This is a genomic window from Psychrobacter sp. JCM 18903 (genome assembly GCF_000586475.1).
Taxonomy (GTDB): Bacteria; Pseudomonadota; Gammaproteobacteria; order Pseudomonadales; family Moraxellaceae; genus Psychrobacter.
This window is the reverse complement of sequence record NZ_BAWJ01000001.1, coordinates 186833-201483: the sequence shown is the minus strand read 5'-3', so window position 1 is coordinate 201483 and position 14651 is coordinate 186833. Positions and strand designations below refer to the sequence as shown.

Below are 14651 nucleotides of genomic sequence, written 5' to 3'. Positions count from 1 at the left end.
ATAAAACGCTTAACGCATCTGCGCATTGCCTTCTTCTTGCGGTAAAACATCAAGGCTGACACTAGAGCCAATGCCCGCACCCAATTTAACAGCAAAGCGGTCCATGAATAATTGGAACGGATCTGTTGGGCTATAATTGATGACATTATCCAGCTCTAACTGCTTTTCTAAGCTAGCGATGCTGCCTTTCTTATCGGCTAAGCCAAGCTCAATCGACTGCTCGCCTGTCCAGAATAACCCTGAGAACAGCTTATTTTGTTCAGGATTTTTGAGACGATCACCACGACCTTCTTTCACTGCATTAATGAAATGCTTGTGGGTGTTGTCTAATACTTTTTCGACATGTTTTTCTTCATAATCCGTTAACGGACGTGACAAACTTAAGATGTCTTTGTATTCACCAGCAGTAATCGTACGATCTTCTACGCCGACTTTATCCATCAAACCTTTGATGTTATAGCTTGGCATAATCACGCCAATAGAGCCAACCAAACTTGACGGGTTCACATAAATCTCATCCGCCGCAGAAGCAATATAATACGCGCCAGAAGCACCCATATCACCAATCACTGCATAGAGTTTTTTGTCTGGATATTCTTTACGCAAATCCATCATAGTCTGCCAAATCTCATCAGACTGTACTGGTGAGCCACCAGGTGAATTGATATCCAAAGCTACCGCCTTTGAATTGCTGTTTTCAAAAGCACGGGTCAATGCCTCATTGACATCATAAGCGTTGGCCACATCGCCACTACTAATGACACCTTGTAGCTCAACCACGGCTAGATGCGGCTTGCTCGTGTCGACACCATCTAGACCCGTTGGCGCGCTGCTGCTGCAACTACGACCAAGCGTCAGAAATATCAGTAAAATATAACCAAAGGTCAATAGTTTAAAAAAGATACTCCAGCGACGGGCGCGGCGTTGCTCGACCACACTAGCCAATAAAGTGTTTTCAAGCAATCGCCATTCTTGTCCACTCGGCTGGCTTGGCGGCGACATCGGTACTGGCTGATTTGCCGAATTGTCAGGACGTTTGTTAGGGTCTGGTGGCCAGTTGGGCATATAACTTCCTAAGTCAGAAACAGTCTAAAGCAATAAAAAGAGAAGATAGAAATACAGTCAGTAATAAGGAGCTGCTTCTCACTCCAAATACGGTCACAGTCATCTATATTCATAGGCTGCTAAGTATGGTGGTATTTCAATCATGGTTCAATAGTATAACTGGGAAATATCACTATATTGTAACATTGATTAGATAAGCAATATTTTTATGGCGTCGTATTGGTAGTATCTACTGCCGGATTGAGAGACAACGTTGCTTCTGGCATTTTGCCATCATAAGTGATCATTTCATTGATGGCTTGACGACTTATCACCTCAGCAGTTATCTGTGATGTGCTATGTCCTAGCCATGTCACATTACGAAAAGTGCGTGGTTGCTCAGGTGGTTCAACTGGACATAACAATGTCCACATTTGCCAAATGCGCTGATGAGTATCTGCATTTAATATCAGACGTGCCCGAGGCATATTGGCTTGATGAGTCGGTGGCTGGCTACTTGATGTGAGTGTCTGCGCAGTGGCAGGTATTGATTTGAGTGGATCAGCCGCATTATATTTTAATACCCTTATGGGCAAGCTGGCATCTATAGCCACCGTACAATCCCAAACACTCGGACTGTCTATGTTGCTCCACCCTGTCAATGCTTGTATGGACAAACCACCATTGCCCAACTGCACGTTTTGCCTTGTTCACAACGTTGCACACTAATATTCGTAATGTCCTTGGATTGGCTAGTGACTTTATAGGCTTGCTGAAATGCAGACCAATGATCAGAGCGCCCTGCTTGCCAATACTGACTAATAGGTAAACGCTGATTAAGCTGAAAAACCGTCAAAGGCAACAGCTCAGAAGCACTAGCATTAGAAGCTAAATACGTCTTATCAGTAGTAAGCGTATCCGTCAATCCAGCACTACTACTCTGCACGACTATACCTTCTAGTGTATCAACTGACAAGCTACCCAGCTGCTGCGCCAATGTCATCGACAGCTTATTCGCCTTTAGATTACTTGGCATCGTTCGTGCGGCATTGGGTCTGTGGTCAGATAAAAATAGCCAGCTGATGTTTGTCTTATGCGTATTTGTTGTGGATGACTGCTCATTATTGACAACAGGATACTGCAACAAAGCAGCGCTTATATAGGGATCACCCGTTGGTAAGATATACAAGGTCGATATCGTCGTTAGTGATTGCTGATTGGCATATACCGTCATCATTAATAAGGTGAGCGGCGGCAGTGCCAGCCAACGACTGATAAATCCTCGTGGTAGTAGCCATGGCAACATACTTAATAGTACCATCAGTAATATGGCGACATTCACAGGAGTATAAAGCCACGCTTCTGACAATGCAGGTAATGAAGTTAACCACGTTATCAGTTCATGCAATTTCGCGACAATGGCGCTAACGAGCAGCCAAATACTATCAGCAATAGCAGGTGATAAAAGATAGCACAGCCCTGCTAACAGATTAAGCGGCACAATCACCCAACCAAATAAACCGATAGCAAACAGATTGATGACAAGACCCCACAGCGACGCCTTGCCAAATAATAACAATGTAATAGGTAATAAAGCAATAAATAGCCAAAATTGTAATTTGAATACACGTTTGACTATTATCCAAACACGCTTGAACGCAGTCTCTACTACACTGGCATTATGAGCAGGTGCCGTTTCTGATACGACAGCTGATTGCGTATATGATGCATCATCATATTTAAGGAGTAATGCCACTGCGATAAAAGATAGCCAGTACCCTGCCTGCCATAATACGTAGGATCAAGCCATGCCATCAACACTGCCAAGGCAAACAACACCCGCATCGTACTAACCGGCAATAATGTCAAACGTACCAAACCTATCGCGAATAACATCCATGCGGTACGAGCAGCGGTACATCAAAACCAGTAAATAACGCATAAATAAAAGCAGCAGCGATCATCACCCACCAGCGCACTTGCCAACGCGGTACATAACGATAAATCCTTGGCCATAACCGATCAAAAAGCAACACAGCCGCACCCGCCAGCATAATCGCTAAAAACAATACATGAGTGCCAGAGATAGCCAGCAAATGTGAAATACCAGCCAGTTGATACAAATCCTTGGTATCGTGATTGATTAAACTGCGATCACCTGTGAGCAAACTTAAAGTGACCGCTTTTGCCTGTTGCGCTGCTGTGGTCTGTGTCGACCAATCTTGATAAAAATGCTGGCGTAATTGCCAACGTCCTTGGTTGATATAAGTCTGAAAACGCTGCAGATATGAAGAAGAGGCAAACGCTGGCTTTGATACCTCAGTATTGGTGACATTTGATGTGCCAACGGTCAATATATTAGCGACTCCATCAATATGACGACCTCGCAGCCAGCGATAACTGTCAAAACCAGATGGATTGCTCAACGCTTGCTCAGAGGTCGCCAGTGGTGCAAGCGCTAAACTCATAAACAGCTGATCGCCAGGTTGTAAGTAATTTAAGCGGTCAAACGGATTGCTGTCTAAATTTTTCTTGGATGATTGTTTTGATGGTTTTTTTGGATAAGCGTTGAGCAATACACGGTACGTGACATTCTTACCGTTATTGTTATTTGAGTTATTTTCATACAATTTATTATTGCTTAGGCTATTATTTTCATCTATTAGAAAGTTACTGGTCATGGCATCTAAATCTTTAACCGCCAACGCCGACATCAAGGGTGATATATCACTAATGACAGCAACTTGTCGATAGCCACTGTCCGTGGCGACGTCATAAACGCTGTCACTTATTCCTTCGATGGTGACTAATGCTTGTACACGCATTGGCTCAGTGATTTCTGTTAGTTCTGCTTGCTGATGGCTAATCAGGCTTGCAGCGCACTGCCAATGATTAATCCAATTGCCAATACAGCAACTAAAACATGATTCGAAATACGAAAGAAGAGTTTAGATTTATGTGAAATATTATATGAAGGATTACGTGAAGAGAGACCAGCATTATGTTGCGATAAATGGCTGGGTTTTGCAAAAGGTACATTAAACTGGGCAATAACAATCAGTATAATAGCAAAAATAATGAGCGACAAAGATAAGATAGGAGTATTCAATATATCCATTAACGATGAACTAGTGGGTATCGCCATACTATCTGCGACTGCCAAAACGCCCATCATGGCGATAATAATCAAGCTACCAATCAACCAGTACACCAGCGCTCCTTGCTTGATGAGGTGAATATTAGTTTTGCCTAAATAAAGCTATTTATTATGATAAATAGCCACTTAATATGACGAAAATGTACCGAAACACCAAAACACAGATTGATACTTAAACCAGCAACAACAACTGATACGTCATGCAATAGCATTTATATAACTATTACCCTATACTGACTGACATATTGCGATGATGATAATATGACATCATTATCCTCTATATCCTCAGCTGTACACTTTATGAATAATATTACTTTATAGCAGACCATCAATGCGATTGAGCGGACTGTAGCTAACGATTACAAAAGGCGATCCTGTGCCCCAAAAACGTCTGAAAGACCTGCTTCCTACGCCAGAGAAAATCTTAGAAAGTCGCACCTTAAAACTGTTCGCACCGCATTTGGCTGATCCACGATTATGGCACTTTAATCGACATAGCTTAAATAAAGCGGTCTATATCGGGGTGCTTAGTGCATTTTTTCCATTGCCAGGGCAGATGCTACTGGCTCTAGTTGGCTCATTAATTTTTCGTGCCAATGTTCCCATGGCACTCGGCTTGACTTGGATTACCAATCCACTCACGAGCTTGCCCATCTTTTATGCAGGCTATTATATCGGCGCCAAAATCCTTGACGTACCGATGATTAGTCTGCGGCTTATCGGCAGGATGATTGCTGATTTTAGCTTATGGGCACTATCAGATGGTGCAAATCCATTCATTACCTATCGCGGCACGGTATCGATTGCTGCTTTTTGCATAGGCTTGACGATCTTAGCGATTGTGACCAGCATCGTTTGTGGACTGGCATTTAAGGCAGTTTGGCGCTACAAAACCGTCGTGAGCTGGCAAAAACGTCAGCAAGAACCTTCTGATAAACCGCCTAAAATCTAATATATGCTGCTGTTATCAAGTCATGGTCATGGTAACCATAACGTAGCGAACCATCCTTTACTTTCAACCATTCGCTAACGCCAGCAATCTAGGTTACCATCTGTCCTCGATTTTTCTATGCTATGTCTCGGTATCACCTTAAGCTGGCTATTACCTAAAAACAAAAGCCATTTTCTTTGTTGATACCAATCATTCCGCTTCTTTATTCTTTTCTATGGCAGCGAGAATGTTGTCCGTAAGGCTAGTGTCCATCACGAAAACTTCAACCACTTTTTCATCTTTAAGTAATGTATAGCGTTTGCCCGTTGCACTGTCTTGAGCTTTTAGATCATAATCAACGCCAGCCAAAGTAATGGCATCAAAAACGGGTGTTAATAGGTCTATTTGTGCCTGTTTATCAATCGTCTCGAATAACGTCACATCCATATAGGGTTTTAAAGGCTCATTGCCTTCTTCGGCACTGCCAAAAGCAGCGATTGGGTCGTCATCTCTATCCATAATAATAATCCTTCTTTAATCAATTGGCGGCATTTTTCAGCCCCATTTTGCGTTTATTTTTATTACAAACTTAGTGTCTGTTGAACATAAATCTTGTCGTTCTAGGGTATATCCTCATTTAATAATGATGATAAAAGCAAGACAAATTGCCGTTAAACAAGAGAAATAACACAGATCATAGTGATATTAATCAGCAGTTCAGTTCAACGACGTTTGACAAATTTTAGCCCATATAGATATCCATTGACTTAAATCAGGACACACCCTACTACTTAGCAACCGTAACCATTTACGCTATTACAAATAAAGCGTTAAAAAATGCAGTGTTAAAAAACAGCTAATACTGCTCCCAATGACCATTACGTAGCAATAACTGACGATCCGCCAGCGCCGCTAGATTGCGATCATGTGTCACCATTAATAGTGCGGTCTGCATGGTATTTTGCAGCTCTGATAATAATCCAAACACGCTTTGTGCATTGTCATAGTCCAAATTACCAGTTGGCTCGTCTGCCAAAATAAGCGACGGCTTCGTAACCAAAGCACGGGCAATAGCCACACGCTGGCGCTCGCCCCCCGATAGCTCACCAGGTCTATGCGCCAGACGATGCTCAAGTCCGACACTTTCTAGTATCGCAATTGCTTGCTCTCTTGCTGAAGTCGTTGAGACCTCTGGTCGCATCAATAACGGCATTGCAACGTTTTCAATGGCAGTAAATTCGGCTAATAAGTGATGAAACTGATAAATAAATCCCAGATGCTTGTTACGCATGGCACCGCGCTCAGTTTCATTCATGCTATTTAACAATTGACCATGTAGCCAGACCTCACCGCTGGTTGGCGTATCAAGACCACCAAGTAAGTGTAGCAAAGTGCTCTTGCCTGAACCACTGGTGCCAACGATGGCGATGCGCTCGCCAGCATGGACGGTCAAATCCAAGCCAGTCAGTACTTGCGTACTAACCGCCCCTTCATCATATATCTTGTTGATATTTTTCGCCTCTAAAATGGCAGACATGGCTTTTCCTTTATTCTATTTATACTGGTATTGATGCTTTATTCAGCGCTACAAACAATTTATCAGCCTAAACTTACATTAAAATTAATTTTACCTAACAAGCATTGGTAATAACTCAAACTGTATATAAAAACTTAAGCGGCATATAAAATTATTTATTCATAACGCAACGTCTGTGCTGGCTGAATCTTAGCCGCTCGGCGTGCTGGATAAATGGTTGCCAAAAAGCTCAGTACGAAAGACGCACCTGTAATCAATACTACATCTAGTACACGCAACTCTGATGGCAAATAATTAACAAAATACGCATCAAACAAGTTCAAATTAAAGACTTGATTAATAAAGCCTAAAATATCACTCACTGTAAGCGCAAATATCACGCCCAGTATCGTGCCAGCAATCGTACCAATCACACCGATGACCACGCCTTGCACCATAAACACTTGGGTAATCAAACGAGGGGATGCACCAAAAGTTTTTAGAATCGCAATGTCCGCTTTTTTATCAGTTACGAGCATCACTAGACTTGAAACAATATTGAAAGCAGCCACTAGGATAATTAAAAATAGCAGCAAGCCGACCATGGCTTTTTCCATCTGAATCGCACCAAATAGGTTGCCATGCGTTTGTGTCCAATCATTAGGATACAACTGCTGAGGGGCAATAGCGGCGGCTTTTTCTGCTGCCATCGGCGCGGTAAAGATGTCATTAAGCTTCATACGCACACCCTGCGCGCCATCTGGCAGACGCAACAGTTTTGCCGCATCACCCATCGGGATAAATGCCATGAGCTATCCACTTCTGGACTGATGGTAAAAATACCTGTCAAGGTAAAGCGCTTGAATCGTGGTATCACGCCAGCTGGTGAAGGCGATGCCTCTGGCAGCACTAGCGTCACTTTATCACCCAGTTGCAGCCCTAGAGACTGTACCATCTCTTCACCTAGCACAATATTGAACTCACCACTTTGTAAAGTATCAATACTGCCTTGAACCATATGTTCATTGATAATAGAGACATCTTTTTCGTATTCAGGATCGACACCAGTGACCATAATCCCTGCAACCTGACCGTTTGACGTCAACATCCCTTGCAGTTGAATAAAGGCGCTACAGCTGCCACTTCAGGATCTTCTTTAATTTTATCAGCCAATTGCTTCCAATCACTGATAATCTCGGTGGAAACGACCGTTGCTTGCGGGACCATACCCAAAATACGGGTTTTTAACTCCCGATCAAAACCATTCATGACTGATAGCACCGTGATCAATACGGCAACCCCAAGAGTCAAACCAATCATCGAGATAAGCGAGATAAAGGAGATAAAACCATTACTACGCTCTGCTCGGGTGTATCGTAAGCCGATAAACAACGCTAAAGGACGAAACATATTCAAACTCTTTATCTTATCTACGTGCGACTTTATATATACTATAAAACGAGCAACAGCAAATGCATCTCACACCTGCACTTGCCATAGTCACATATAAATCGAACACAAAAACAGGGTTTCAGACGAGCCAAAGACAGCCGTCAAAAGGGAGCTAGTTTGACACAATTTGGCTGATATGTGCCAGTCATTAGCAAAAACTGGGCGTATTTTTTAATAAAAAACTGGCTTTTGTTACTATTTTTTATGAGGGGCTTGCTATTACTTGCGTCAATACCTATATATTGTATGCTAAGGACAATTGTCATTAACCATTCATTGTTGTTTGTTGACCCTTTACTGATGACAACGTTGCCAACTATCATAAATCTATCGTGTTAAATAAAGCCTTATGATAGCCAGCAATAGCCGTTTCAGGTCCAAACCTCACGCTGACTAATTTTGAGTATCTTCATGACCATTAATTATCAATATAAAAACGTCCAATCTCCCACCAAAATCACCATGACTGATGAGCAATCTGCAGGTCACGCCGATCATTGGAGTATTCTGACCGATGACATGAGTCATGACGTGCCAGAATGGCTACAAAAAATGATCGAAAAGGCGGCCATGCCTAAAGGTCTCAATAGCAATGTCAGCGCTCAAGACAGCTGCCTATTGCTATCTGAAAATCAGCCTTGTCATATCAATCAAGTATTAGCCATGAAAAATGGCAAGCCTGAATGCTTTATCAATGCTTATCCTTGTGTCGATAGCCCGTATGGACTCAATTGTAAGATTGAGCGCATCATTGCCAATGACAATTCACACGATGCTGTATTACGCTTGCGTACCGCTGATGGCAGTATTATTTACGCCTTTGACCAGCTCTACACCACCAATCGCCATTTATATCAGCGAGACACGTCTTACTTTGTGAACTTTAGCGCTTGGGCACATGAGATTAAGCTAAGTGAGCAAAACGAAGTCATCATGGTTGAAGATCAAGAAGCGATCCGCTACCACCGTGCATTTAACGACATCGTTGCCGCCAATGATGGAAAAATACCCGATGATCTGCAAGAGCAAATCAAAGAATGGAGACCAGAGACCAAAGCGCAAATGGCGCCAGTTGAGATCAACTTGGGTCACATGTGTGCCTATCTATTTGGTGATACTTTGGGACAAGAAGATGAAGCATGGTGCCAAGGTCAGGTGCTCGGCAAGCAAGAAACAACATTTAATGATAAATCCATTATTCTGTTTGATGTCGTGATACTACGCGAACAAGATGCCGATCCTTTCGTGATTCGTATCGGTGCGCTCAACACGCCAGAGACGGCTTCTATTAAAGTGCATGACTACGTACAAGCGAACGTCTGGCTACAAGCTGCCATCTATAAAGAAAACCAGCAAAGTGCGGCGCAGCAATCAAAAGCCAGTTAACTACTTTACGAGTCATCCGCTACTTTTAAGAATGATAATTAAATGTATCATCAAATAAAAAGCCCCTAATAAGCATTAGGGGCTTTTTGTCTTCTTACCATCGTCAGTATAAAACCCTGCGAATATAGAATTAAGCCATGGTCGTCATTGATTTAATACGAGTATATAGCTCTTTTTGTTCAGCACTTGGGCGGGCCGTTTGTACTGCCATCAGTTGTGACATATCGCCTTCAACGCGAATTTTACCACCCATAAAAGCACCCATAATTTCATTGGTATCGAAATCAGTGATGATTGATTGCAAGATACTGCGGTCAAGCAACAATGTGGTTGTCGCGGCGTCGTTCAAGCCGCGATGCAATAAACCGTTTGCAAAGTTCGCTTCGATGTCTTGCTCAGTGTCAGATACTTTTAGATTGACGATCATATTCGCCAGTGCTGGCGGCAAATTTAGCTCGCCTGCCCCATTACCCATTTTCTCAACTTGCTCAAACCACTCATCTGTCAAAAAAACTGCCATATTATTGTCCTTAATTGATGTTATTTCAGGCTACCGTTGTTTGGCTCACTCGCCTGACTGGGTATCAAGTGATAAAATAGTTGCTCATAATAGCAGTATAAAAACTGCTATCATCACTTATATTTAGCCTCATTATAAGGGTCGACTTGATGATAAGTAAAACTTATTTAGAGTGCTTATGCGGCCATTGTTACAAAAATGCTGCTGGTCATGATATCTAAGCGTAGTGATTACTGTCCCTCTATCACCAAAATGTATTTCTAGAATCGTGATAAAATTGGGTATAAAATAGACAAATTGCAAAGTTATAATAAGTTGCTTGCTAAGATTTTTACCAAAGAGTTTGTATTTTGCCGCATAGTTCTGATGATATTTGATTAGGATTGCGTTACAATACCCTTAAACAGAGTCGGGAGTTTTAACTAAACATTACGCAAACATGTTTTTTTGTCAGCCGCCGCTAGCATACGTCTATGGTCAGTACATTTTTATGGCCCTATGGATATTGGTATCTATCTTCATTAGTACAGAATTTTTGGTAATAATTAAGATAAATACTTCACCTCTTTAGATGTTTGATGCTCAAAAACGGCGCATCTTCTTATTCACCTTAATGATTTATTAACAATCCTACTATCGACCAGCTGTGAGTGTCGTGCGTTTAAAACGCCTTTATGCCTCAATACCAGCTGATATAAAGCGAAAGCTTAGATTGATAGTTAATAATATTATGGTGATAAGCGAGACAAAAAACAGCATGTGCCGCGATTCTATTTTTATCTGACTATTACTTTTATGATGCAGATAGCGCGGAGAGTTAGTTAATTCTGTTGATAATTCGGGCTGTAAAGGAATCATCCAATGAGTTTACAAAACACAGCAGTCGCCCCAGTTGACCGTGAGTACGAAATTACTATCGTAAGATCTTTACGATAATGGCCGTGGTATGGGGCATCGTCGGCATGAGTATTGGTGTGTTCATTGCTTCACAGTTAGCATGGCCATCACTTAACTTTGACATTCCATGGCTGACATTTAGTCGTTTAAGACCGCTACATACCAATGCGGTCATTTTTGCGTTCGGTGGCTCTGCCCTGTTCGCAACGTCTTACTATATTGTTCAGCGCACCTGTAAGACAAGGTTATTTGCTCCTTATTTAGCTTGGTTTACCTTTTGGGGTTGGCAAGCCGTTATCGTATCAGCGGTTATTACCCTACCTTTAGGTTTAACATCGACCAAGGAATACGCTGAGCTTGAGTGGCCCATCGATATTTTGATTGCCTTGGTATGGATCTCTTATGCCATTGTTTTCTTCGGTACGCTCATCAAACGTAAAACCTCACATATTTATGTGGCTAACTGGTTCTTTGCAGCCTTTATTATTACGATTGCATTACTGCATATCGTAAACAGCATGGCGATTCCTGTTAGCGCATTTAAGTCTTACTCGTTATTTGGCGGTGCGACCGATGCGATGGTGCAGTGGTGGTACGGACATAACGCGGTAGGTTTTTATCTAACGGCAGCTTTCTTAGGAATGATGTATTACTTCGTTCCAGTACAGATTGGTCGTCCTATTTATTCTTATCGTTTGTCTATCGTTCACTTTTGGGCATTGATTGCGTCATATATGTGGGCTGGTGGTCACCATTTGCATTATTCAGCGCTTCCAGATTGGACGCAGTCTCTAGCAATGGTATTCTCAATCATCCTGTTTGCGCCATCTTGGGGTGGTATGATTAACGGTGTGCTAACACTATCGGGCAGCTGGGATAAATTACGTACCGATCCGATCATTCGCTTTATGATTGTGGCATTGTCGTTCTATGCGATGTCGACGTTCGAAGGCCCGATGATGTCGATTAAGACAGTGAATGCGTTATCGCATAATACGGATTGGACAGTCGGTCACGTACACTCAGGTGCACTTGGTTGGGTAGGTATGATTACCATTGGTTCGCTATATGTACTGTTACCACGTATTTATAACAAACCTAAGATGTATTCTATCAGCTTAATCACCACGCATTTTTGGTTGGCGACAGCGGGTACTATTTTCTATATCGTATCTATGTGGATTTCAGGTATTGGCCAAGGCATGATGTGGCTAGCTACTAATCCAGACGGTACATTGGTATATAGCTTCGTTGATACAGTTGAGTTCTCACATTTCCCATATATTGGTCGTGCTTTTGGTGGCTTCTTGTATGTATCGGGTATGTTTGTGATGGCATATAACGTTTATCAAACACTTAAAATGCCAGAAGGTAAGCCTGTCGATATCGCAGATCCTACTGATCATGAACCTAGTGTTGATAAACCCTCAGCAGCTAACGTATAAGGAGCGATCATGTCTGGTACACCGCATGAAATTATTGAAAAAAATACAGGCTTGTTGGTTATCGGTATCGTTATTGCTATTAGCTTTGCAACGCTAGTTGAAATCGTACCATTGATATATGACAACAAGGGTCCTGAAGAAGGTGGGGTGAATGCTCCCCTGCCCTCTATGGAGCCATGGACTGCACTAGAATTTGAGGGTCGTGACATCTATATTCGTGAAGGTTGTCACGTTTGTCATACTCAGATGATTCGTCCACTACGTGCTGAAGTTGAACGTTATGGGCCTACTCACGTGCTGCTGAATCTACGTGGGATCACCCTTTTCTTTGGGGTTCAAAACGTACTGGACCTGATCTGGCACGTGTTGGCGGTCGTTATTCTGAAGACTGGCAAAAGCAGCATTTAATTGCGCCACGTTCACTAGTACCTGAATCAGTAATGCCTGGTTTCCCGTGGCTTGCTACCAACGAAGTGAATGGTGAAAACGTTCAAACTAAAATGCGTCTATTCCGTGATCGCTTTGGTGTACCTTACACTGAAGAAGATATCGAAGGAGCACCAGATGCTGTACTTGGTGCCACTGAACTTGATGCTTTGGTTGCTTATCTACAGCAACTGGGCACCGCGATGGAAGGACAGCGCTAATGGGTATTGGTGAATTACAAACAATTGCGACCGTTTCTGCCTTTGTTGCCTTCGTAGGTGTTGCATGGTGGGCGTATTCGCCAAAAAACAAAAAACGCTTCGAAGAAGATGCACAACTTGCGCTTGATGACGAGGATATAAAATCTCTGTCTGAAGAGCAGCGCAATAAGGATAAACGATGACATTTTTTTGGAGTTCTTGGATTACCATACTAAGTATCATGTGTTGGGCTGCTATCCTCGGTGTCTTACTAATGGTATTGAAGTACAAGCCAGAACTAGAAGATGACGGTACGACAGGCCACGCTTATGATGGTATCAAAGAGTACGACAAGCCATTACCTAAATGGTGGCTCGTAATATTTTTTGGCTCTATCGCTTGGGGTGTTGCCTATTGGGTATTTTTCCCAGGTATTTTCCCATCAAAATGGGAAGGTATTGCCACTGTAGAAGTCGATGGCGAAACGGTACCGTGGACCTCTAAGAACGAGCTATATAGCGAGCTTGAGAGTAATAACAAAGTATTTACGGATAACTTTGAGAAAAACATTTTAGCAAAAGCGGATGCTAGTGGTGCGACAGAGACCTTAGCGGCACTTGCTGAGTTACAGGCAACGATGCGCCGCAGTGAAACACCACCAGCAGATCTGCAAGCTCAAATTGATGAGAAAACTGCAGAACTATCACCTTATGTAGAAAAGCTTTCAGAAAACCCGAATGCTTTAAAAGTTGGTAGTCGTTTGTTCTTACAGAACTGTGCGGTCTGTCATGGCTCTAACGCCAAAGGTGCGGTAGGCTATCCAAATCTAACTGACAATGACTGGTTATATGGCGGAGAAGCGTCAAACATTTTGACCACGCTACATAAAGGTCGAGTTGGTGGTATGGCTGCATGGCGTGATCAAATCGGTGAAGATGGGGTACGTGCGGTATCTGAATACGTGCTGTCAATATCTGGCAACCAACCTGGTTACGAGCTTGATAAAGCTCAAATCGCTCAAGGTGAGGCAATCTTTAATGAGCCGACTAACTGTGTACTTTGTCATGGTGCAGATGCCAAAGGTATGACTTCTACTGGCGCGCCAAACTTGACGGATGACATTTGGTTATATGGTGGTGATCGTGAGACCATCCGCGAAACCTTACGTTATGGTCGTGCTGGTGTGATGCCTGAGTGGGAAACCAAACTGGGTAATGAGCGTATTATGCTACTTGCAGCTTATGTTTACTCATTATCAGATAAAACTCCTCAACCTGCTGCTAAAGCAACAACCGCTACTCAAGTAGCAACCACTGTAGAAACGACGGCTAACTAATATTTAAAGATGGTTGTCATAGCATCAGTGGATAAGATTTGATAAAGGGAGAACTGTTATTGCAGTTCTCCTTTTTTTATAAATTCTTTGATGAGAGTTTATTAACTGCTACCGCATTGTCAAAATTTGAGTAGCAAATGAAATGCAGTTTAATACTGCATAGAGCACGACCAATATATCGATCATTATGCTGATATATTGATTGGTTTTTAAGATTATTACCCCATTTATGATAGGGAGAATGCTAAAATGACACTACCTAAAAACCACTTATTAGTGGCGAATTTAGAAGATAGTCACCCATTCTCATTAAGCTATTTGCAATCGATCATTTGGTAGAT

General features: G+C 42.4%; 12 protein-coding genes and 3 pseudogenes. 6 read left to right on the top strand and 9 right to left on the bottom strand.

The features are described from left to right. Window positions 1–9 precede the first annotated feature (9 nt). The 5 genes from sppA to TT12_RS15975 form a co-directional block, all read right to left on the bottom strand. Complete coding sequence (sppA, locus tag TT12_RS00905) at window positions 10–1065, bottom strand: signal peptide peptidase SppA (protein WP_045451362.1); 1056 nt, start codon at window positions 1063–1065, stop codon at window positions 10–12. Between the two features lie 206 nt (window positions 1066–1271). Beyond that, complete coding sequence (locus TT12_RS15985) at window positions 1272–1742, bottom strand: hypothetical protein (RefSeq protein WP_243443199.1); 471 nt, start codon at window positions 1740–1742, stop codon at window positions 1272–1274. Continuing rightward, the gene (locus TT12_RS18070; protein WP_279378759.1) at window positions 1703–2800 is read right to left on the bottom strand and encodes a ComEC/Rec2 family competence protein; all 1098 of its coding nucleotides are present in this window, start codon (window positions 2798–2800) and stop codon (window positions 1703–1705) included. Before TT12_RS18070 ends, TT12_RS15985 begins: the two co-directional genes overlap by 40 nt. Window positions 2801–2924: 124 nt before the next feature. Then, a complete protein-coding gene (locus tag TT12_RS18065; RefSeq protein WP_279378758.1) occupies window positions 2925–3869 on the bottom strand; it encodes a ComEC/Rec2 family competence protein in 945 nt (314 codons plus the stop codon). Between the two features lie 41 nt (window positions 3870–3910). Continuing rightward, the gene (locus TT12_RS15975; RefSeq protein WP_243443198.1) at window positions 3911–4255 is read right to left on the bottom strand and encodes a hypothetical protein; all 345 of its coding nucleotides are present in this window, start codon (window positions 4253–4255) and stop codon (window positions 3911–3913) included. A gap of 322 nt (window positions 4256–4577) precedes the next feature. On the opposite strand from TT12_RS15975, the gene TT12_RS00895 reads away from it, so the two are divergent. Then, window positions 4578–5153 (top strand): DUF2062 domain-containing protein, encoded by a 576-nt coding sequence (locus tag TT12_RS00895; protein ID WP_045445416.1) that lies wholly within the window; start codon window positions 4578–4580, stop codon window positions 5151–5153. Window positions 5154–5342: 189 nt separating this feature from the next. Here TT12_RS00895 and TT12_RS00890 read toward each other — a convergent pair whose 3' ends face one another. From TT12_RS00890 to TT12_RS00880, 3 genes and pseudogenes are all read right to left on the bottom strand, one after another. Continuing rightward, the gene (locus tag TT12_RS00890) at window positions 5343–5651 is read right to left on the bottom strand and encodes a hypothetical protein (RefSeq protein ID WP_045451359.1); all 309 of its coding nucleotides are present in this window, start codon (window positions 5649–5651) and stop codon (window positions 5343–5345) included. 337 nt (window positions 5652–5988) lie between these two features. Further along, window positions 5989–6669 carry a lipoprotein-releasing ABC transporter ATP-binding protein LolD gene (gene lolD, locus TT12_RS00885; RefSeq protein WP_045451357.1) on the bottom strand — a complete coding sequence of 227 codons (681 nt, stop codon included), beginning with the start codon at window positions 6667–6669 and terminating at the stop codon, window positions 5989–5991. A gap of 155 nt (window positions 6670–6824) precedes the next feature. After that, a pseudogene (locus TT12_RS00880) lies at window positions 6825–8058 on the bottom strand (lipoprotein-releasing ABC transporter permease subunit). A gap of 453 nt (window positions 8059–8511) precedes the next feature. Here TT12_RS00880 and TT12_RS00870 point away from each other — a divergent pair. Continuing rightward, the gene (locus TT12_RS00870; protein WP_045451354.1) at window positions 8512–9486 is read left to right on the top strand and encodes a hypothetical protein; all 975 of its coding nucleotides are present in this window, start codon (window positions 8512–8514) and stop codon (window positions 9484–9486) included. A gap of 130 nt (window positions 9487–9616) precedes the next feature. On the opposite strand, the gene TT12_RS00865 is transcribed toward TT12_RS00870, so the two are convergent. Beyond that, complete coding sequence (locus tag TT12_RS00865; protein WP_045451351.1) at window positions 9617–10006, bottom strand: hypothetical protein; 390 nt, start codon at window positions 10004–10006, stop codon at window positions 9617–9619. Between the two features lie 861 nt (window positions 10007–10867). On the opposite strand from TT12_RS00865, the pseudogene ccoN reads away from it, so the two are divergent. From ccoN to ccoP, 4 genes and pseudogenes are all read left to right on the top strand, one after another. Further along, window positions 10868–12348: pseudogene (gene ccoN, locus TT12_RS00860) on the top strand (cytochrome-c oxidase, cbb3-type subunit I). 9 nt (window positions 12349–12357) lie between these two features. Next, window positions 12358–12995, top strand: a pseudogene (gene ccoO / locus TT12_RS00855) (cytochrome-c oxidase, cbb3-type subunit II). Beyond that, complete coding sequence (locus TT12_RS00850) at window positions 12995–13177, top strand: CcoQ/FixQ family Cbb3-type cytochrome c oxidase assembly chaperone (protein WP_010199605.1); 183 nt, start codon at window positions 12995–12997, stop codon at window positions 13175–13177. Before ccoO ends, TT12_RS00850 begins: the two are co-directional and overlap by 1 nt. Further along, window positions 13174–14310: a cytochrome-c oxidase, cbb3-type subunit III gene (gene ccoP, locus TT12_RS00845; RefSeq protein WP_045451348.1), complete on the top strand. Its 1137-nt coding sequence runs from the start codon at window positions 13174–13176 to the stop codon at window positions 14308–14310. The genes TT12_RS00850 and ccoP overlap by 4 nt, the downstream gene beginning before the upstream one ends. Window positions 14311–14651: the final 341 nt, after the last annotated feature.